This is a genomic window from Algoriphagus sp. TR-M9 (assembly GCF_027594545.1).
In the GTDB taxonomy this organism is placed as follows: domain Bacteria; phylum Bacteroidota; class Bacteroidia; order Cytophagales; family Cyclobacteriaceae; genus Algoriphagus; species Algoriphagus halophytocola.
In genome coordinates this window covers 4,369,504-4,390,759 of record NZ_CP115160.1, presented here as the reverse complement: position 1 = coordinate 4,390,759, position 21,256 = coordinate 4,369,504, and the positions used below count along the sequence as shown (strand labels likewise).

Below are 21,256 nucleotides of genomic sequence, written 5' to 3'. Positions count from 1 at the left end.
ATGCCCAAAGCAAGGCAAAAGAAAGATGCGGTTTTTACTCCTGAGCTAATCAGAATCCTAAAGATTTTTGGGATATTTTCTATCGCCTTTGTGGTTCTTCTTTCTTTTTTTGATTCCAAAAGAGCAAGTAATTCTGGCAAAGACTTAGCTTTTCGGATGTCCTCCTCCAGTCGTATTTTTTTCTTAAACCTAAAAGCTATCCACTACGACAGAGCAATCCGTGCCGATGCGGGTATGACGCTATTCAGACATGCAGATAGAGAAAAATCGGATTCCCGTCCGCTTCTGGATGTACTCATCATTTTAAATCCTACCAAGGATGAGGCCTATTTGTATTTGGAGCCCATTAATACCTCATGGCCGATTGCTCTCCGTGTAGGAAGAGAAGGAAAGCTAGAAAAGGAATTTCTTTTTGAAAATGGAAACAAATCCGATTTTTTAGATTACCTAAGCCAACTGGAGCCTTGGCTCGATCCTGAAAGTAAAATCGAATTGAAGTCTGGAGAAGACTGGAACCCTATCTGGAATACGGCAAAAGAGAGAAATGCGATCCTAGAGACCCTAGAGGATTTCGCCAGACTTACAGAAAACTGAAATTATGGAATCTGAAAATCAAAGTTTGGCTTACTTCAAAGCCTTGATTGGTAAAAAACTTGACCAAACCCCTTCCCCAGCGGGGAATTCCTTAGGAGGGACATTGCTGGAAGTAGAAAAGGGATACATGAAGGTGAGCTATGAAGTGACTGCTCAAATGTGCAATCCTGCCAAAATCCTACACGGCGGGATCGCTTCACTGATGATAGATGATGTGATCGGGATGGCAAACTTTGCAGCTGGCTCCCCATACTTGATGACTAGCATCAATCTGAATGTAGATTTTCTGTCGGGAGCAAAAATTGGAGAAAAGTTGGAAGTTTCTGCAAAATTAGTTCGATCTGGCGCCAACCTAAATCATTGGGAAGCCGTAATCATTAAGAATTCTGGTAAGATTGTAGCCAAAGCCAGTTCCAATATGATTAAGACGCACCTTAAACTCACGGAAATCGGATTATAAACTTTTACACAACTTAATTTTATACAAATGAAAAAACTACTTTTAATTGCCTGCTTCGGTCTATTTTCCATGACTGCTTTTTCACAAACGACCATTAGTTTTCATCAGAGCAATTTGCCTTTTATGGGCGTTAATTATCAATTCGGCGAAAAGTTTATACCAGAATTTAGACTAGGAGCTGATACCGGCTTTGAGAATCTCACTGCTGAGCTGGCAGCAAACTATATCTTCAAAAAAACCGATCGTTTTGAATTTTATGGGGGAGCGGGATTAAGAGTCGGCTTTATCGATGGAATAGTGATTCCAGTGGGCTTGAATATTTATCCTTTTGAGCAAAAAGACTTTGGTTTTCATATGGAAGCTGCTCCAATTATAGGTTTTGTTGATGACCAGGTGATTAGAGGCTCCTTTGGTATTCGGTACAGGTTTCAGAAAAACTAAAACTGCTCCAGCTTTACCATCAGATCCCAAACCGCTATTCCTAGCGACACAGAAATATTCAGGGAGTGCTTGGTGCCCAGTTGCGGTATTTCCAATACTGCATCGCAGGCATTGAGCACTTCTTCTTCTACCCCAAAAACCTCATTGCCGAATACCAATGCATATTTTTTGCCCTGTTCGGGGGTGAATTCATTCAGCATCACAGAGCGATCTACCTGCTCCAGAGCACAGATTTGGTAGCCTTCTGCCTTTAATTTTTCAATAGCGAGCATGGTGTTCAGGCAATATTCCCATTCCACAGATTCGGTGGCTCCCAAGGCAGTTTTCTGGATATCCCGGTGAGGTGGAGTGCCGGTGATTCCACAGAGGAAAATTTTTTCTACTCTAAATGCATCTCCCGTGCGAAAAGCCGATCCCACATTATTTAGACTGCGGATGTTGTCCATCACTAGCACAAGGGGTGATTTTTCCATTTCCTTAAACTCCTCGACTGATACACGTTCGAGCTCTTCCATGCTTAATTTTTTCATGCTTTTTTGTTCTGCTTTGTGAATGGCTTATTTTCGGGCATATTCCCACCGAATATCTTCTCCCAAAATTAGTATAAAAGTAAGTATACCCACATGAGTAAGTCCAAAGACGGTAAAGAAACGCCCTTAATGAAGCAATACAATGCGATCAAAGCCAAACATCCTGGTGCATTGCTACTCTTTCGGGTAGGGGATTTTTATGAGACCTTTGGTGAGGATGCGGTGAAAGCCAGTAAGGTGCTGGACATCGTTTTGACCAAAAGAGCGAATGGTTCAGCTTCTCATATTGAATTGGCCGGTTTTCCGCATCATTCTCTGGATAATTACCTGCCAAAGCTGGTGAGAGCCGGAAATAGGGTGGCGATCTGCGATCAATTAGAAGACCCAAAATCTGTCAAAGGAATCGTAAAACGAGGCGTTACAGAGTTGGTGACTCCAGGACTATCCTTCAATGATCAGGTGCTGGATACCAAGAAAAATAACTACTTGGCATCTATACATTTTGGCAAAGACAAACATGGAGTAGCCTTTCTTGACCTCTCTACGGGTGAATTTATGTGCGCGGAAGGGAATGGAGCCTATTTGGAAAAGCTGGTCCAAAGCTTTGCCCCTGCTGAAATTATCTACTCCAAAGCAGCTAGAAAAACTGCTGAGGATGTATTGAAAAATGACTTCATTACTTTCCACTGCGAGGACTGGGTGTATCAATATGACTTTACCTATGAAAAGCTCAAAACTCATTTTGGGACGGCAAATCTCAAAGGCTTTGGCATAGAGGAGCTGCAGGTTGGAATCGTGGCCGCAGGTGCCATATTGTACTATTTGGAAGAAACTGAGCATAAGGAAATCCAGCATATTTCGGCCATTTCCAGGATAGCTGAAGAGAAGTATGTCTGGTTGGATAAGTTTACCATCCGCAATCTGGAGTTGGTTTTCCCCCAGCACGAAGGCGGAATTCCTCTCATCAATATCCTGGATCAGACTGTGACACCCATGGGTTCTCGTATGATGAAAAAGTGGATGGTGCTGCCTCTGAAAGAAAAAGCGCTGATCGAGGAGCGTCAGAATGTGGTAGATTTTTTCTACCAAAACTCCACTCTGATAGAGGATATACTAGACCCCTTGAAGCATATAGGAGATTTGGAGCGTCTAATTTCCAAAGTGGTAGTAGGCAGAGCAAATCCACGGGAAATCAATCAGATCAAAAGGGCACTGAAAAGTACCTTACCAATCAAAGAATTGCTCAAAAACCAAAAGAATCCTACGCTAAAGCGACTTGCTGATCAGCTTCATCCCTGTGAGTACCTATTGGAAAAAATAGACGCTGAGCTGAAAGAGGATGCTCCCATGCTTACCCACCAGGGCGGAATCATCAAAGACGGCGTGGATGCTGAACTGGACGAATATAGAGGTTTGGCAAATTCCGGAAAGGATTTTCTAGTGCAAATCCAGCAGCGCGAAGTCCAGCGTACCGGCATTACATCTTTGAAAATCGCTTACAATAAGGTTTTTGGATACTATCTGGAAGTCACTCATGCGCATAAAGACAAGGTACCGCAGGAGTGGATTCGAAAGCAAACCCTGGTGAATGCTGAGCGATATATCACCGCCGAACTGAAAGAATACGAGGACAAAATCCTCAACGCCGAAGAAAAAATGGTGGCTATGGAGCAGCGGTTTTTCTTGGCGCTAGTGCAAGAGACCGCGCAGTTTGTCACGGAGATCCAGCAAAATGCGCGGGTTTTAGGCACGCTTGATGTACTGCTTTCATTTGCGCAGGTAGCGCTTGCCAATGGCTATTCCCGACCAAAAGTCTCTGAAACGGAAACCCTGGAAATCAAGGATGGCCGGCATCCGGTCATTGAGAAGCAGTTGCCTCCGGGAGAAAATTACGTCCCCAATGATATCTACCTGGATCACGACTCGCAGCAGATTATGATCATCACCGGTCCCAATATGGCCGGTAAATCAGCCTTGCTGAGGCAAACGGCCCTCACTGTGCTTATGGCTCAGATGGGGAGCTTTGTCCCGGCTTCCTTTGCCCGAATAGGTATCATAGACAAGGTATTTACCCGTGTGGGAGCTTCAGATAATCTTTCCAAGGGGGAATCGACCTTTATGGTGGAGATGACAGAGACGGCTAGCATCCTGAATAATCTGTCTGACCGGAGCCTTGTTCTGATGGATGAAATCGGCAGGGGTACTTCTACTTATGATGGGATTTCCATTGCCTGGTCTATAGTGGAGTATTTACATAACCACCCTACTTTCAGAGCGAAAACTCTCTTTGCGACGCATTACCATGAGTTGAATCAGTTGGCTACTGACTTTCCTAAAATCAAAAACTTCAATGTATCTGTGAAAGAAGTGGGCAACAAAGTGATTTTTATGCGGAAGCTAAAGCCAGGAGGAAGTGAGCATAGCTTTGGTATTCATGTAGCGCAGATGGCTGGGATGCCTAATCCTATCGTTCTGCGTGCTGCTGAGATCATGTCTCACCTGGAAAAGGACAAGGCTGTAGCCGACCAGAAGGAAAATGTAAAATCCATTCCAAAGAACAATTACCAATTGAGTATGTTTGAAATGGATCCAAAACTTCAGGAAGCCAAGGAGCTGATCGATGAAGTAGATATCAATGCAATTTCGCCAATCGAAGCCTTGTTGAAACTACATGAGATCAAAAAGAAGATGGATTAAGGAAAAAGAATCTGGAGCATAAAAATCTTCTAGAGGCTTGAAAATCAAAGAAATTTAGGTTTTGGGTGTGAAAAAATAAAAAATTTAAAGGCCGAATGCTTGTGAATTTATTTTTGACCCTTACCTTTGCATCCACAATTCAACTGGATCACGTTCCAGTAACAAATGCGAGAGTAGCTCAGCTGGTAGAGCACGACCTTGCCAAGGTCGGGGTCGCGAGTTCGAATCTCGTCTCCCGCTCAAAAAGCCCTTGATTCAAGGGCTTTCTTGTTTCAGGTAGTTAAGTAGTTCCGATACGTCGGAGTGAAGCCGGGATGGTGGAATAGGTAGACACGCAAGACTTAAAATCTTGTGGCCGTAAGGCCGTGCGGGTTCGATTCCCGCTCCTGGTACTCAAAGCCTCGTAGAGATACGGGGCTTTTTGTTTATATTCTATCATGGTAACGGTATATGCATTATCAAGTATTGCTAGAAATTACGTTTATGTAGGTCTTACCACGAATTTGGAAGAAAGGGTTTATCGACATAATTCTGGCTATGAGCGAACGACCCGTCCCTATCGCCCTTTCAAGCTCGTTTATCAAAAAGATTTTCCGACTAGGGCTGAAGCAAGGAAATTTGAAAAATATCTAAAAACGACAACAGGCAAGCGAAAAATTTTGGGGACTTAAAATCTTGTGGCCGTAAGGCACTGCGGGCCTGCCTGATGCAGACAGGTTCGATTCCCGCTCCTGGTACTCAAAGCCTCGTAGAGATACGGGGCTTTTTGTGTTATTGGCGCCTTGTAAAAGATTTTTTCGAAACTCTCCCCCTTTCATTGGCACTCTTTTCAAGAGTCCTCTAACTTTGAATGACCATTCAACTTTTGCCTGCAGTGGCACAAATATCCTAAAACATGCAAACCATCCCTCTTTTTATCGACAACCAGCCGGTTAACGGTTCCGGCAAGCAGTTTGACAACTATAACCCAGCAACAGGAGAAATTACTCATGTGGTAACAGGTGCTTCTCAGGAAGATTTTGAGAAAGCTGTTCAAGCTGCAAAAAAGGGATTTCAGGTTTGGTCTGCCATGTCCCCTACTGAGCGTGGTAGGATTTTGCACCAAGCATCAGGCTTGTTGAGAGCAAAAAATGAGGAGTTGGCCTTACTGGAGACTCAGGATGTTGGCAAGCCTATCAAAGAGTCTATTGCTGTAGATGTTATTTCCGGTGCAGATTGCCTGGAGTATTATGCGGGTTTGGCTCCCTCACTTCATGGGGAGCATTATGAGTTGGGTGGAGATTTTGCCTATACCAAAAGGGAGCCTTTGGGAATATGTGCCGGGATCGGTGCCTGGAATTACCCCATTCAAATTGCCTGTTGGAAAGCGGCTCCAGCGCTGGCCTGCGGCAATGTGATGATTTTCAAACCTGCCGAACTCACTCCTTTGACAGCTTATAAGTTGGCAGAGGTTTTCAAAGAAGCCGGAATGCCTGATGGAGTTTTCAATGTAGTGCAGGGCGATGCAGAGGTAGGCCAAATGATGACTGCGCATCCAGATATTGCCAAAGTATCCATAACCGGTGAGGTGGGCACGGGTAAAAAGGTCATGGCGGCCTCAGCGAATACCTTGAAGCATGTGACTTTGGAACTGGGAGGTAAATCCCCGATAATCATTTTTGAAGATGCAGATTTGGACGAAGCGGTCTATGGAGCCATGCTAGGAAACTTCTATACTCAAGGAGAAATCTGTAGCAACGGAACCCGGGTATATGTCCACGAATCCATCAAGGAGCAATTTATTGAGCGACTGATAGAGAAAACCAAAGCACTTAAAATTGGAGATCCTGCTGATTCAGAAACCCAAATTGGCGCTTTGATCAATCAAACTCATTTTGAAAAAGTGATGAGCTACATCAAGCTGGGAAAAGAGCAAGGTGCAGAATTGCATTACGGAGGAAATCAGGTAAAAGTGCCTGGGTGTGAAGGGGGGTACTTTGTAGAGCCTACTATTTTCGTCAGCCATAAAGAGGAAGAAAGAATTGTAAAAGAGGAAATTTTTGGACCAGTGATGACCATTTTGACCTTTCAGGAGGAAGAAGAAGTGATCCGCCGCGCAAATGACACTCCATTTGGCCTGGCTGCCGGTGTGTACACCAACGATATGCGCAGAGCTCACAGAACAGTGGCTAACTTGCAAGCAGGCATGTGCTGGATCAATACTTATAATATCAATCCGGTAGAAATCCCTTTTGGAGGAAATAAGCAATCTGGAATCGGTCGGGAAAACGGCTTGGCTGCGATAGAACACTATTCCCAACGGAAAACGGTCTATGTGGCGATGAAGGATTTAGGGAATCCTTTTTAACCAGATCAGAGAGAAATCAACTTTGATTTACTTTTTGTATTTTTCTCCAATGGATGAATTTATCAATCTATCTTCCAGCTGGCCAACTATACAAAGATGGCTGCTTATCGGGGGAGTAGCACTGGCAATATTCTTATTGTTTGTGTTCTTTGCCCGAAAATCCAAGCGTTTTTTAAGAGTTCGTCTGGTGAGGCGAATGGACGATTCCTTGCTGGCCAATTTCTTGGCAGGAATTTTCAGTACCCTGATCATACTCATTGGTCTTTTGATAGTATTAAGGGTCATCGGTTTGACAGGAATTGTTTCAGGGCTTTTGGCAGGAGCTGGGATTTCCGCTTTTATCATAGGCTTTGCCTTAAAGGATATAGGAGAAAACTTCCTGGCAGGAATCATTCTGGCCTTCAAACGTCCCTTTCGCGTAGGTGATATCGTGGATATAGGCGGAATCCGCGGGACAGTTCTCGCTATGAACCTTCGCGATACCCAGGTCAAAACGGCAGATGGCAAAGATGTTTTTATCCCAAATGGGATGATCCTGAAAAACCCTTTGGTCAATTATACCATCGATGGATTTTTGCGCTATGATTTTATGCTGGGCCTGGATTATGGCTCAGACTACAATGCAGCTTTGGATTTGATCAGGAAATCTATTTTGGAAGTTCCGGGGGTACTGACTCAGGACAAGCTTCCGCAGGTATGGGTGACTGAAATGGGGGAAAGTACGCTGAATATCCAAATTACCTTTTGGGTGGATACTTTTGAAAGAGCGATTTCTGATGCTGTGGTCAAAAGCAGTGCGATTTTGACTGTACTCACGGCAATGGAAAAGGCCGGCTTTAATATGCCGGCCCGTATAGTAGAACTGAAGAATTACCAGAGTGAAAGCTTGAAAACAGCCACACCGGATTCTTTATGATTTGATGATCCCACTGAGATCAGCCGGCGAATAATTAACAGATTTCAAGGTTTTGCGGTCGCCTTGTCGGAAGACCAGGAATAGATCCCCCTCTTTTTCATAAAAGCACTCGGTTCCTTTGGCCTGGTAATGTGCCACGGTGGCTTGGGCTTCCTCCTCCGTTTTGCAGGCTTTGCTCATATTGGATCGCTGCACTTCGTCAAAGAGTGTTTTGAACTTTTCTCCCAGCCCAAATTCCAAAATCGCACCGGATAAAACGTACTGTAAGTCGCACAAGGCATCTGCCACCTCTACCAGATCATCGTTGGCGATAGCTTCTTCGAGTTCTTTCAGTTCTTCAGCCAAAAGGGAAACCCGGAGCTCGCATCTTACTTTCTCAGGAATAGTGGGAGAAGGCAAAACAGGGTGCTTGAAGGTTTCGTGAAATAGGGCTACGGAAGTAAGTGACTTAGGGTCTTGCATAATTTTGTGATAATTGAAAGGTTGAAATAAATGAAAAAGCCCGGAAATTCCGGCCTTTCAACTCCAGATTTCTAAAGTCTTTACCCAAAGCAGGTTTTGGGGAAGGGATAAATTCGGCAGAATTTTAAATTGAGAATCAGACAATAAGTCTGTTTTTGTGACAAGATGCTTAAGTTTGTCACGCAACTTTCGCTTGGATGGGTTTTTGTCCAAGAGCAACTATACAAAACCATGGAGATTTCATTTTATAAATATCAAGGCACCGGCAATGACTTTGTCATGATCGACGATCGGAAAGAAGCGTTTGATGAGCAGGATCTACAACTGGTCAGCAGACTTTGTGACCGGAAGTTTGGAGTAGGTGCCGATGGATTGATTTTGATCCGGAATCATGCAGATTTTGATTTCGAAATGATCTATTTCAATGCTGATGGAAGCCAAAGCATGTGTGGAAATGGCGCACGATGTGCGGTGGCATTTGCGGCATTTCTGGGGATTGTAGCAGGGAAAACCCATTTTCTGGCCATAGATGGGCCTCATGATGCTGTGCTGGCAAAGGGAGTCGTAGAGTTGAAAATGGGGGATGTAGCCGGGGTCGAGTCCAGATCGGAAGACTTCTTTGTGAATACCGGGTCTCCGCACCATATCCGGTTTGTGGAGGACCTTCAGCAATATCCCATTTTCGAAGAAGGCAAAAAAGTGCGCTACGATCAGCAATACGAACCTTCCGGCACCAATGTGAACTTTGTAGAGAAAGTAAGTGAAGACCAGCTTTTTGTTCGGACCTATGAGCGAGGTGTGGAAAACGAGACACTTTCCTGTGGTACAGGAGTAACGGCGGCGGCTATTGCCTTTGCCAAAGATCAACCTAAAGCTCAGGTAAGTATCCAGACCCTTGGTGGTCAATTAGCTGTAAAATTTCAGGCTTCTGCTGAGGGAGCCTATCATAACGTATGGCTTATAGGCCCGGCAGAGCAGGTTTTTGCCGGAAAAATAAGCGTTTAACCGAGCATTGGAGTTCTGATCCGATGGGAGGTTATTATTATCAATTGTAACAAAAAGGGCTTAATTTTGAAGCCCTAATTAGAAGAGAATCACACTTAGCTAACATGTTAGATATTATAGCAAAAGGACTTGCAAAAGTATTTGGAACCAAGTCCGACAGAGATATAAAGGAAGTACTTCCAGTAGTCAAACAGATCAATGAGGTTTTTGAAGGATACAAATCTCTCAGCGATGATGAGCTGAGGGGTAAAACCGCAGAGATCAAATCTGAGATCAACGCTTACCTGAAAGAATACGATGACAAAATCGCAGCGATCCGCCAGAAGGTAGATGAGCTTCCTGTCAATGCAATTCATGAAAAAGACCAGCTTTTCAATCAGATCGACCAGATCGAAAAGGATAGAGATGAAGCTTTGGAAGTCATTTTGGAGCAGGTTCTGCCTAGGGCTTTTGCAGTAGTAAAAGAAACCGCCAGACGCTTCAAGGAAGTAGGAAAGCTAACAGTAAAGGCGACTGTAAACGACCGTGAACTGGCTGCCGTTAAACCTAATGTAGAGATCCAGGGTGATGATGCAATCTGGCATAACAAGTGGATGGCTGCAGGCACCGAAGTGGTCTGGGACATGGTTCACTATGATGTACAGCTGATCGGTGGTATGGTCTTGCACAAGGGTAAAATCGCCGAGATGGCTACTGGTGAAGGTAAAACCCTGGTTTCTACCCTTCCCGCCTACTTGAATGCATTAGCAGGAAGAGGTGTACACATCGTTACGGTCAATGATTACCTGGCCAAGCGTGACTCCGAATGGAATGCTCCGCTTTTCGAATTTCATGGTTTGAGCGTAAACTGTATCGATAAGTTCCAGCCAAACTCAGCTGGGAGAAAGAAAGCTTATGCATCAGACATTGTCTATGGTACCAATAATGAGTTTGGTTTCGATTACCTGAGAGACAATATGGCTCGGGATGCGGGTGATTTGGTACAAGGTAAGCATCACTTTGCCATGATAGATGAGGTCGATTCTGTTTTGATCGATGACGCGAGAACCCCGCTCATTATTTCTGGTCCAGTTCCTAAAGGTGACGTACACGAGTTTGATGAGATGAAGCCGAGGGTAGCTACGCTTGTGGATGAGCAGAGAAAGCTAGTGCAGGGATTTTTGTCCAACGCGAAAAAGATGATCGCGGATGGAAATGATAAAGAAGGGGGCTTGGCGCTTTTCCGTGCCTACCGGGGAATGCCTAAGTATAAGCCGTTGATCAAATACCTTTCTGAGCCAGGCATACGTGTGATTCTTCAGAAGACGGAAAATTATTACCTACAGGACAATAAGCGCCAGATGCCAGAGGCAGACGAGCCTTTGTTGTTTACCATAGACGAGAAAACCAATGTGGTAGATCTGACCGATCTGGGCATTGAGACCATGACCACTAAAAATGAAAACTCGGAATTTTTTGTACTTCCGGATATAGGAGTGGTGATTGCGGAGCTAGAGAAAGAGGAGGTTGACGAAAAGGAAAAGCTGATCCGCAAGGAAGAAGCCATCAAGGATTATAGTGTAAAAGCACAAAGAATACATACCGTAAACCAGTTGCTGAAAGCATACTGCATGTTTGAGCGGGATACGGAGTACATTTTGGTAGATGGCAAAGTCAAGATCGTAGATGAGCAGACGGGTCGTGTGATGGAAGGGCGTCGTTATTCTGACGGATTGCACCAAGCGATAGAAGCGAAGGAAAATGTAAAAGTCGAAGACGCTACGCAAACCTACGCCACCATTACCCTGCAGAATTATTTCAGAATGTATCACAAGCTGGCCGGTATGACCGGTACGGCGGAGACTGAAGCTGGGGAATTCTGGGAAATCTACAAATTGGATGTGGTAGTCATACCTACCAATAAACCAATTATCAGAGCAGATAAGGACGATAAGGTCTACAAAACCGTACGAGAGAAATTCAATGCTGTAGGTGATGAAATCAATGAGTTGGTGTCTGCGGGCCGTCCGGTCTTGGTGGGTACTACCTCAGTAGAAATCTCCGAAGTACTCAGCAGAATGCTGACCTTGAAGAAAATTCCTCATCAAGTACTGAACGCGAAGCAGCACGCCAAGGAAGCAGATGTAGTGGCTTTTGCCGGCCAGGCTGGCACAGTGACCATCGCAACCAACATGGCGGGACGTGGTACGGATATCAAGCTTACCGAGGAATCTAGAAAAGCCGGAGGTCTGGCTATTATCGGTACAGAACGTCATGAGTCACGTCGTGTGGATAGACAGCTTCGTGGTCGATCCGGTCGTCAAGGGGATGTGGGTTCTTCCCAGTTCTTTGTGTCCTTGGAAGATAGCTTGATGCGTTTATTCGGCTCGGACCGTATTGCTAAACTGATGGATAGAATGGGCCTTGAAGAAGGCGAAGTGATCCAGCACAGTATGATTTCCAAATCCATTGAGCGTGCTCAGCGCAAGGTGGAGGAAAATAACTTTGGTACCAGAAAAAGGCTACTCGAATACGATGATGTGATGAACTCCCAGCGTGAGGTGGTTTACAAGCGTAGAAGAAATGCACTGAAAGGAGAAAGACTGGAGCTGGACATCTTAAATGTACTGTTTGATGTGTGTGAAGGCTTAGTGGATATGGGCAAAACCAATCCAGATCCGGAGGATTTCCGAATGAATGTATTCACTACTTTGGGCGTAGATTACACCATTACAGAGGCGGATCTCAAAGCCAAAGATGCAGGTACCCTTACCCAGGAACTTTACACTGCAGCTTTCGAAGCTTATAAGAAGAAGAGTGAAGTAATGATGGAAACGGCCCTGCCGATTTTCAAACGTGTGCAGGAAGAAAGAGGCGCTACTGTGAAAGACATTATGGTTCCGATTTCTGATGGAATCAAACAGATCGGTGTGGTGGTGAATCTTGAATCTATGATCGAAACTGAAGGTAGAGATCTGGTCAGAGCTATAGAAAAGAATGTAACGCTGGCGATTATAGACCAAAACTGGAAAGAACACCTACGGGACATGGATGATCTGAAGCAGTCGGTACAAAATGCCGTTTATGAGCAAAAAGATCCACTCTTGATTTATAAGTTTGAGGCATTTGAAATGTTCAAGCGTTTCATCGGCAAACTCAATGAGGATATGATCTCATTCTTGACCAGAGCAGATCTGCCAAAGCAAGATCCTAATCAAGTCCATGCAGCTGCCCCGCAAAAGCCTGCGGAAACTCAGGTGCAAGCCTCCAAAGAGGATGCAGGCAGCACCTTGAATCCCGGAGCTAACCGAGCGGCTGTCGCTGCTTCGAACGCCGGCAGAACAGCACCCCAGGTCACTGCGCCACGTAAATCAGAAAAAGTCTATGGCAGAAATGACAAGGTGTCTGTGCAGTACACCAACGGGACCACAAAAAATGATGTAAAATTTAAAAGTGTGGAACAGGATGTGCAGGATGGCAAGTGTGTGATCATCGAAAACTAATTAAGCTATGCGAATCATCTGGATTTTAGGACTAGTAGTAGTTTTGGTAGGCTGTGCGTCTTCAAAGAAGTCTGCCGGAGGCGCGTCCGCTTATGCCAATTACCAGGAAAACGTCAGCAGTTCTCTGCCCTCCTATCCAGATTTCAGAGAAGCCCAAGGCGAAAATTCCGCGGCAAGCAATACAGAATCTGTGCAGGCTGTAGACGCACAGCTGGAGCAAGTACAGCAGCAGTTGATTTCGAAAAATGAAACTGAGCCTTATTTCAACGGCTATTCAGTATTGGTATTTTCAGGTATTAACCGGGAGCAGGCTTTCAAAACTCAGGATGAACTGATCGAGTATTTTCCGGATATCACTCCACAGATGCAGTACCAGCAGCCTAGGTATTTGGTAAAGGTGGGGCGCTATGCGCATAAGATCGAGGCGCAAAAGAATTTTGCAATGATCAAATCCCAGTTCCCCACCGCTAGAATCATCCAGGATAGATTCCAACGCGAAGAATTCAAATCACTTAACGAAATCAACGAAGAAGAAAATGATGATGAAGGACAAAATTAAATCTCTGGCAAAAGCCTATAAACAAGAAGTAATTGCAAACCGTCGTCATCTTCACGCCAATCCTGAGCTTTCCTATCAGGAATACAATACCTCCAAGTTTGTAAAGGTAAAGCTGGAGGAAATAGGAATTACCATCATAGAATCCAAAGCAGACACAGGATGGGCGGCCCTGATTAAGGGAAAAAACCCGGAAAAACGAGTAGTGGCCCTACGTGCAGATATGGATGCTCTACCTATAGTGGAAGCCAATGATGTCCCCTATAAATCTCAAAATCCAGGAGTAATGCATGCCTGTGGGCATGATGTGCATACTGCATCTTTACTGGGAGCGGCAAAGATTCTCCATGAAGTCAAAGAAGACTGGGAAGGAACTATCAAATTGATTTTTCAGCCGGGCGAAGAAGTTGCCCCTGGAGGTGCATCCTTTATGATTGCCGATAAGGTTTTGGAAAACCCACGTCCAAACGGCATCATAGGCCAGCACGTGATGCCTTTTATAGAAGTGGGAAAAGTAGGTTTCCGTCCAGGTATCTACATGGCCAGTGCAGACGAAATCTACGTGACCGTCAAAGGCAAAGGAGGCCATGCTGCTATGCCGGAGACTTTGATTGACCCGGTATTGATCGCTTCACATATGATCGTGGCATTACAGCAGGTGGTGAGCCGGGCTGCCAGCCCAAAAATTCCTTCGGTACTTTCCTTTGGCAAAGTGGAGGCACTTGGTGCCACCAACGTGATTCCAAATGAAGTGAAGATTCAGGGCACTTTCCGAACTTTGGATGAAGAATGGCGTGCCAAAGCTCATGAGAAAATGACGGCCATTGCCAAAGGCATAGTAGAGGGAATGGGCGGAGAAGTGGATTTTGAAATTAGAAAGGGTTACCCCTTTTTGAAAAATGATCCCGAACTGACGAATAGATCCCAGCAGGCTGCAGAAGAATACCTGGGCAAGGAAAATGTGCTGGATTTGGATATCTGGATGGCAGCGGAGGATTTCGCTTATTATTCCCAGGAAATAGAGGGCTGTTTTTATCGATTGGGAACCCGAAACGAAGCCAAAGGAATCACTTCTGGAGTACACACGCCTACATTTGACATCGATGAAGATGCCTTGGAAATAGGAGCTGGATTGATGGCTTACTTGGCAGTTTCTGAGCTCGAAAAAGCATAAAATACAGGTAACTTTCTTAAGTCTATTTTTCCATAAATTTCAGCCGTCATTCCTCTACTGAAAATGAAAAAAATCCTATCTACTGTCTTGTTTGCGTTTTTGCTCAGCACGCAGTCTTTTGCCTGGGGCCAATTGGGACATTATTTGATCGGCTATATGGCTGAGCAGCAGCTTAAAAAGTCAGTGAGCCGAAAAGTAGATAAGGTATTATTCCCCATGTCTTTGGGTAGAAGTGGCACTTGGATGGACGAGATCAAATCTGACCAAGCTTACGACTTTGCCTATTCCTGGCACTATTTGACGAGTAAAAACGGCGAATACGATCCGCATATCCAAGAAGAAGGCGGTGATGCGTATGAAGCCATCAATCGCCTGAAGGAGGAATTGAAAGCTGGGAATTTGAACCCAAAGGAAGAGGGGGAGAAACTAAAAATGCTGATCCATATCGTGGAGGATATCCATCAGCCTTTGCACGTGGGAACGGGTGAAGACAGGGGTGGAAATGACGTGAAGCTTGAATATTTTTGGCAGAGCTCCAATCTGCACGCGGTTTGGGATTCTGGGATGATAGACCGCTGGTCTATGTCTTATACCGAAATAGGGGATGAATTGATGCGTAGGCTGACTCCTGAGCTGGAAGATCGGTACCGGGAAGCCAGTATGGAAGATTGGCTACAGGAAGCTGTGGAGGCCAGACCTTTGGTTTACAAACTACCAGAAAGCAAAAAACTGTCCTATAATTATGATTATGATACCCGAGCTTTGCTAGAGGAAAGGTTACTTGCAGCCAGCGTTCGCTTAGCTCAGATTCTGGAAGAGATCTATGGGTGATATTTTTTTGGACAATTAGCCCAGAATCATGGAGTGTCAAAGACATTTTTATATATTTAAAATGTACTCACTCTAGGTTTAATGTTACGGCTACTCACTCTAGTCTTTCTTCTTTTCTTGTTTTCGCCAGAGGCTTTTTCTCAAAGTCTGAGGGAGCGCCTGGGGCGTACTTATGTGAGTTCCGATTCTGTTGATATTATTTTTGAGCTGGAAAAAGAAAACCTGCATTCTGCCAATGACAGTGGAGTTTATTGGTTTTTTGTGGCAGAAGATTACAATCGGAAATTTGAAAATGAGTTGGCTCATGAGACTTTTCTGAAAAGTGCCAAGCTGCTGAATCCTGAAGAAAACAGTGACTTGATCAGCCTTTGCTACATTCGGCTCAATCGTCTTGAAGCTACCTCCGGCAACTGGGATCAGGCTTTGTTTTATTCCCAAAAAGGGCTGGAAAATGCCACCGCAGCGCTGGACAGCAATTACATGGGCTATGCTTTGCTGGATATTTCTGTGGTCTATCATGACATGGAAGACTATGCCAAAGGGGTAGAATACGGCAAAAAGGCCTATGAGCTACTTGCTGACTTTTCCGGTGCGAGACCTACTTTCAAGGCATTTGCACTGAATGCGATAGGGATCAATTTTGATGACTGGGACAAGCCAGACTCGGCGCTTCATTACCATTACAAAATCCTGGAAAATATAGATGAGCTGGACAGCCTCCGGATCAGCTTTACCTTCAATAACATCGGGAATACTCTACTCAAGCAGCAGAAATACCAAGAAGCCAAAACCTGGCTCCAAACGGCAGTAAAGGTCAATATGAAGGATCAGAACAGTTACAGCCTAGCTGCTAATTATACCAATCTGGGAACCATAGCTTATCAGTTACGGGACTTTCAGGAGGCGGAAGTGATGATGGACTCCGCTTACAAATATGTGGAGCTCAGCCAGTCCACGGAGAAGATGCGGGACTATCTCGAAGAGCAATATCTCTTCCACAAAGCAAAGGGGGAGCTTTCTGCCGCCATGGGCTACTTGGAGGAGTTTACGGTGTTAAAGGATAGCATATTCAAGGAGGAGCGGGTGAAGATGCTGGGAGAACTGGAAACCAAATACCAGGTCCAGACCAAAGAAAGGGAGCTCGCCGAATCCCGTGCTGCCCTGGCTGAAAATGAACTGTTGGTGAAAAACCGGAATAATCAAGTCTTGCTTTTGGTGGTGTTTTTGCTGATTATCCTTGGGGTGGCTTTTTTCATTTACTACCGGCAAAAGTCCAAAAACCGTCACTTGGAGCAGGAAGCCAAGCTCCAGCAGATCTATGCAGAGCAGGAAACCCAGAAGAAGCTTCATGAGCAACGTAACAGGATATCCTCGGATCTTCATGACAATATAGGTGCGCAGTTGACCTTTATCGTTTCCTCCCTGGACAATTTGAAATTTATGGAGCTGAGCAAGGAAAGTATGGCTTCCAAAATAGACCAGATTTCCGCCTTTACTGTGGAGACAGTGAATGAACTCCGGGACACGATTTGGGCCATGAACAAGGACAATATCAGTCTTCAGGATCTGGAAACCCGGCTTTCCACTTTGATTTCAAAAGCTAAAAATGCCTGTCCTCAGATTGCGTTTGAGTTGCATTTTGATCAAAATCTGGAAAAAGATTTCCTGCTCAATTCCATGGAAGGCGTGAACTTTTACCGGATCGCCCAGGAAGCCATTAACAATGCCATCAAGCATGCCGGAGCCAGTAGGATCAGGATTTATTTTAAAGGTACAGTCGACAGGCTGCAGGTCTGCATAGAAGACAATGGAAAGGGAATAGCTGGGACTGGCTTTGGAAATGGTCTAGGCAATATGAAAACCAGGGCCGAGCGTATAGGAAGAGCCTTGAAAATTGATTCTGAGATCGGTCAGGGCACCCAAGTTTGTATACAATAACCCGTAAACCCCATTAGCATGTCCATCAAAATTGCGATAGCCGAGGATAACAGTTTTTTGCTGAATGCCATTCTGGAAAAGCTCTCCTTTTTCCCGGATTTGTCCGTGAAGCATAAAGCCTACAATGGAATCGATCTACTGGAACAGCTGGACAAAGACTCCAATATCAACCTTATCCTCATGGATATAGAAATGCCCAAGATGAACGGAATAGAAGCTGTGGGGCAGGTTTCGCAGAAATATCCACAGATTAAGGTCATTATGCTCACGGTTTTTGATGATGATGAGCACATATTCAAGGCTATACAAGCAGGAGCGCACGGCTATTTCCTAAAGGAAGTGGATCCCAGGACATTATACCAGGGAATATTGGATACACTGGATGGTGGGGCTGCCATGACTCCATCCGTGGCCATGAAAGCACTCAGGTTATTGCGTAATCCACCGGACTTTTCGCAGCCAGTGGAGGAAATCAAATTGACAGCAAGGGAAATCGAAATTCTGGAGCAGACTGCAAAAGGGCTGAATTATAACCAGATTGGTGAAAACCTCTTTATCTCGCCTAAGACTGTGCGGAAGCATACCGAAAATATCTATACCAAACTACAGGTTCACAGTAAGCTGGAAGCCGTACAAAAGGCAGTGAAGAACAGGATTATTGAAGGGTAGATAGTTTCTCAGTTCGATTCGAAAAGAGGAGGAATAAGACCGTGGACGTCTGATCATTTTGGCTCAGGATGTCATAAAGTCATAGCGGATGTTTTAGCGTTGATATATGGCTGGAATAGGGTGTTGTAATTCCATTTTTATCTCTATCCAAGGTCTGTGTCCGCACAGACCTTTTTTTATTTGATCCCTCTCCTCCCGGGAGTTTTCCCCATTTTGTTGGAATCCAGTGGTTTGTAGTTGGATTTTTTTGTAAGTTCTTGAAGCGTTTTGGGCGCTTTGGACGTCCAGTGTATAGTATAACTGATTCTTAGATCTTATGAAGGCACTGTTCACATTATTGGTATTGATCACAGTGGTGATGGTTTCATCCTGTCAGGAAAGTGATCTTTCTCCTGGCCAAAGACTTGAATTTCAATTGGTTGTTTTCAACGAATTGGGTGAAAGAACCAATTCCTTAAATGCCGGAGAGGATTTTTCGATAGGCTTAGATCTTATCAATCATACTAAGGACACACTGTATTTTTCATGGAGTGATTACAGGCGACTCTTTACGCAGTTTTACGGAAGGGAAGATTTTCTTTTGGTATATGAGATGGAATCGGAAACTATGAATCCAATCGGGAAACCTTACGATCCGGAAAACTCACTCAACTTTGTTGACAGTAATCTCTCACCAACGAAAATCCCTCCCCAAGGGAAGCGAGAGATGATATTTGGTTTTTTTTGGTCCTTCCGACAGGAAAATCAACCCATGGATAAAGGGAGGTATTTCTCGTCTTTTACGGATCTCGCCGCTATTGAAGGATTTGAAGTTTCTATTGATACTTCTATCGAATTTGAGATGAACTAACTGCTTGTTTTTTATAAACGTAATTATCATGTGGTCTATTCGCTTTGCTTTACTGAGTTTTCTTATCTTCTTATCAACCCGTTCTGTAGCTCAAATACAGACCCAATATGCAGAACAAGCTTTGTTGGGAGAAAGAGGATACTTTAATGTCGCCGAATCAGGATCGATAAGTCTGGTACCAAAAGTAGATGTCCAAAAATTGTTGCAGGAGGACTCTTTAGAAGCTAATCAAGCTGTTCCCTTCCGCTTTGGTTACGCGGTTGACGTCAATTATGACCTGAACAATTCTGGCTCCTGGTATGAAATAACAGAAGGTAAGGTATGGAAATTTAGAATCCAGTCACCTGAAGCGTTTTCTATCAACCTGATTTTTGATGATTTAGTCCTACCAGAAGGAGGAGAAATGTACCTTTACAATGAAGATCGAACTATGGTATATGGTCCGATTACGTCCCAAAACTACGATGGTGGTTCCGGATATTTCAGCACGGACTTAATCCAAGGAGATTTGATTACTCTTGAGCTTTTTGAGCCACTAAGTTCTAAAGGGATTAGCAGGTTGAGTATATTCAAAGTTATTCACGGGTATAAGAACATGTTCAATACTCCTAACAATTTTGGAGATGCTTTAGCATGCCACAACAATGTGAACTGCGCCGCTTTTTCTGCCTGGGAAAATGAATCAAATAGTGTCGCTATGGTTTTATTGGCTGATAACACAAGAGTATGCTCAGGAGCGCTTTTGAACAATACATGTGGTGATATGACTCCTAATTTCCTGACAGCATTCCATTGTATTGATACTGGAAATACTGGAAATAACCCATGTGATGGAGAAACCGGGAATGGGGTGCTAAATGCGGCAGAAATCAATAGAGCTCAAAATTGGCTGTTTCGTTTTCAATACAAAAGCCCAACTTGTACTCCAAGTACGGAACCTGTTTCTTGGGTTACCTATAACGGTTCGACCTTTAGGGCGGGGTCGTTTAATACTGACTTTGCCTTGGTGGAGATGAACACCAGACCTGATGCCAGCACGGGAATTCAATATGCTGGTTGGTCAAGAGCCACTGCACCTCCAACCTCTGGTGCCAATATTCATCATCCAAGCGGTGATGTGATGAAAATCTCAACCTATAGCGCACCCGCAACAAATTCAGCTGCAATAAACTGGAACTTTGGCTGTTTACCTTTCACAAATACGACTCCTGCATCTACTCACTGGACTGTAAACCTGATCAACGGAACTACAGAAGGAGGATCATCAGGAAGCCCCTTATTTGATCAAAATAGGAGGGTCGTCGGGCAACTTCATGGAGGAGACAATGGTTGTGCTCCAGTTACAAAGCATTACGGAAAGATTGATCTATCTTGGAATGGAGGGGGAACTGCCCAAACACGTTTAAGGGATTGGCTTGATCCTAATAATACAGGAGCGATGACAACTAATACTGTTGATATCCCTAGTATAGACGGGCCTGATCTACTCTGCTCCTCCGGCTCTTATACCCTTCAAAATCTTCCAGCGGGAAGCACTGCCACCTGGACTGTTACTCCATCAGGACAGTTTACAGGTTCTACTTCGGGCAGCGGCACGACAGCTACACTTACTCCGGGTAGCACAGCAGCAGCCCAAGCGACCCTCACCTATACCATCACCTCCGCCTGTGGGAATACCCAGGTGCAAAAGACCTTCTGGATAGGCAAGCCCTCCACCCCGATCATCTATCCGCAGGATGTGTACATGGATTTCCCGCCGAACCGCTTTACGGTGGAGATCAACTCCCCGGCAATCCAGGGTGTTACTTCCTATAACTGGTACCTGGACGGGGTAATGCAGAGTTCCCATACTTCATCTGCGGTTTTCAACAGAAGAAGCCCTTTCTGCGGAAGAACCTATTATGTAGAAGTGGAAGCAATAAACGACTGTGGAACCTCGGTGAAAGGGTATTATTATGTAAGCGAGCCTTCCTGTTTTACGGGCTATAGCCTGAGAATCTCACCCAATCCGGCCACTTCTGAGGTGGAGATCGCGGTGCTGGGAATCCCGGCCGGGTCACAGGACAGTGGATTACAGCAGAAGCAGCTGATAGCAGGGGAAACAGGAGAGCTGCTCCTTTATGACCGGCTGGGCAATCAGCTCTACCGTCAGCAGCTGGAGGAGGGCAAGACCAGCATGGATGTCAGCAAGCTCAAGCCGGGAACTTATGTGGTGAAATACAGTTCACCTGAAGGTGTACTAGAGGGTAAATTGCTTAAGCCATGATCTGCCTTGATAAGGACTAAAAAGCCGATAATCCTATT

General features: G+C 44.7%; 18 protein-coding genes and 2 tRNA genes. 18 read left to right on the top strand and 2 right to left on the bottom strand.

Going from position 1 to position 21,256, the window contains the following annotated elements; all coding sequences use genetic code 11:
- From PBT90_RS18720 to PBT90_RS18710, 3 genes are read left to right on the top strand one after another with little or no spacing between them, the layout of a single operon-like run.
- Positions 1-594 (top strand): hypothetical protein, encoded by a 594-nt coding sequence (locus tag PBT90_RS18720; protein ID WP_270130628.1) that lies wholly within the window; start codon positions 1-3, stop codon positions 592-594.
- A 4-nt stretch (positions 595-598) separates the two neighbouring features.
- The gene (locus tag PBT90_RS18715) at positions 599-1,054 is read left to right on the top strand and encodes a PaaI family thioesterase (RefSeq protein ID WP_270130626.1); all 456 of its coding nucleotides are present in this window, start codon (positions 599-601) and stop codon (positions 1,052-1,054) included.
- Positions 1,055-1,081: 27 nt separating this feature from the next.
- The gene (locus PBT90_RS18710; RefSeq protein ID WP_264808019.1) at positions 1,082-1,495 is read left to right on the top strand and encodes a hypothetical protein; all 414 of its coding nucleotides are present in this window, start codon (positions 1,082-1,084) and stop codon (positions 1,493-1,495) included.
- On the opposite strand, the gene PBT90_RS18705 is transcribed toward PBT90_RS18710, so the two are convergent.
- Positions 1,492-2,025 carry an RNA methyltransferase gene (locus tag PBT90_RS18705; protein ID WP_264808018.1) on the bottom strand — a complete coding sequence of 178 codons (534 nt, stop codon included), beginning with the start codon at positions 2,023-2,025 and terminating at the stop codon, positions 1,492-1,494. The genes PBT90_RS18710 and PBT90_RS18705 overlap by 4 nt on opposite strands.
- A gap of 93 nt (positions 2,026-2,118) precedes the next feature.
- Between PBT90_RS18705 and mutS the strand changes: the two genes are divergently transcribed.
- The 6 genes from mutS (at position 2,119) to PBT90_RS18675 (ending at position 7,985) form a co-directional block, all read left to right on the top strand.
- Positions 2,119-4,722, top strand: coding sequence for a DNA mismatch repair protein MutS (mutS, locus tag PBT90_RS18700; protein ID WP_270130623.1), 2,604 nt, complete (start codon positions 2,119-2,121; stop codon positions 4,720-4,722).
- A 167-nt stretch (positions 4,723-4,889) separates the two neighbouring features.
- A tRNA-Gly gene (locus tag PBT90_RS18695) sits at positions 4,890-4,962 on the top strand.
- Positions 4,963-5,030: 68 nt separating this feature from the next.
- Positions 5,031-5,114: transfer RNA gene (locus PBT90_RS18690), tRNA-Leu, on the top strand.
- Positions 5,115-5,159: 45 nt separating this feature from the next.
- Entirely contained in the window at positions 5,160-5,393 is a 234-nt protein-coding gene (locus tag PBT90_RS18685) for a GIY-YIG nuclease family protein (RefSeq protein WP_264808016.1), read from the top strand.
- 224 nt (positions 5,394-5,617) lie between these two features.
- Entirely contained in the window at positions 5,618-7,069 is a 1,452-nt protein-coding gene (betB, locus tag PBT90_RS18680; RefSeq protein ID WP_264808015.1) for a betaine-aldehyde dehydrogenase, read from the top strand.
- Between the two features lie 49 nt (positions 7,070-7,118).
- Complete coding sequence (locus PBT90_RS18675; RefSeq protein ID WP_264808014.1) at positions 7,119-7,985, top strand: mechanosensitive ion channel family protein; 867 nt, start codon at positions 7,119-7,121, stop codon at positions 7,983-7,985.
- Here PBT90_RS18675 and PBT90_RS18670 read toward each other — a convergent pair.
- Complete coding sequence (locus PBT90_RS18670) at positions 7,980-8,447, bottom strand: nucleoside triphosphate pyrophosphohydrolase family protein (protein WP_264808013.1); 468 nt, start codon at positions 8,445-8,447, stop codon at positions 7,980-7,982. The two genes, PBT90_RS18675 and PBT90_RS18670, sit on opposite strands and share 6 nt — an antisense overlap.
- 231 nt (positions 8,448-8,678) lie before the next feature.
- Here PBT90_RS18670 and dapF point away from each other — a divergent pair, with 231 nt between their 5' ends.
- From dapF to PBT90_RS18625, 9 genes are all read left to right on the top strand, one after another.
- Positions 8,679-9,452, top strand: coding sequence for a diaminopimelate epimerase (dapF, locus tag PBT90_RS18665; RefSeq protein WP_264808012.1), 774 nt, complete (start codon positions 8,679-8,681; stop codon positions 9,450-9,452).
- Positions 9,453-9,556: 104 nt separating this feature from the next.
- Complete coding sequence (gene secA / locus PBT90_RS18660) at positions 9,557-12,934, top strand: preprotein translocase subunit SecA (RefSeq protein ID WP_264808011.1); 3,378 nt, start codon at positions 9,557-9,559, stop codon at positions 12,932-12,934.
- A gap of 7 nt (positions 12,935-12,941) precedes the next feature.
- Positions 12,942-13,493, top strand: coding sequence for a hypothetical protein (locus PBT90_RS18655; protein WP_264808010.1), 552 nt, complete (start codon positions 12,942-12,944; stop codon positions 13,491-13,493).
- On the top strand, positions 13,474-14,664 hold the full coding sequence (locus tag PBT90_RS18650) for a M20 metallopeptidase family protein (protein WP_270133201.1): 1,191 nt from the start codon (positions 13,474-13,476) through the stop codon (positions 14,662-14,664). Before PBT90_RS18655 ends, PBT90_RS18650 begins: the two co-directional genes overlap by 20 nt.
- Before the next feature lie 63 nt (positions 14,665-14,727).
- The gene (locus PBT90_RS18645; RefSeq protein ID WP_270130617.1) at positions 14,728-15,495 is read left to right on the top strand and encodes a S1/P1 nuclease; all 768 of its coding nucleotides are present in this window, start codon (positions 14,728-14,730) and stop codon (positions 15,493-15,495) included.
- An 81-nt stretch (positions 15,496-15,576) separates the two neighbouring features.
- Positions 15,577-17,433: a tetratricopeptide repeat-containing sensor histidine kinase gene (locus PBT90_RS18640; protein WP_270130615.1), complete on the top strand. Its 1,857-nt coding sequence runs from the start codon at positions 15,577-15,579 to the stop codon at positions 17,431-17,433.
- 18 nt (positions 17,434-17,451) lie between these two features.
- Entirely contained in the window at positions 17,452-18,102 is a 651-nt protein-coding gene (locus PBT90_RS18635) for a response regulator (protein WP_264808007.1), read from the top strand.
- A 316-nt stretch (positions 18,103-18,418) separates the two neighbouring features.
- Positions 18,419-18,952, top strand: a complete 534-nt coding sequence (locus tag PBT90_RS18630) for a hypothetical protein (protein ID WP_264808006.1) — start codon at positions 18,419-18,421, stop codon at positions 18,950-18,952.
- Positions 18,953-18,980: 28 nt separating this feature from the next.
- Positions 18,981-21,218, top strand: coding sequence for a T9SS type A sorting domain-containing protein (locus PBT90_RS18625; protein ID WP_270130612.1), 2,238 nt, complete (start codon positions 18,981-18,983; stop codon positions 21,216-21,218).
- The last annotated feature ends 38 nt before the right edge of the window (positions 21,219-21,256 follow it).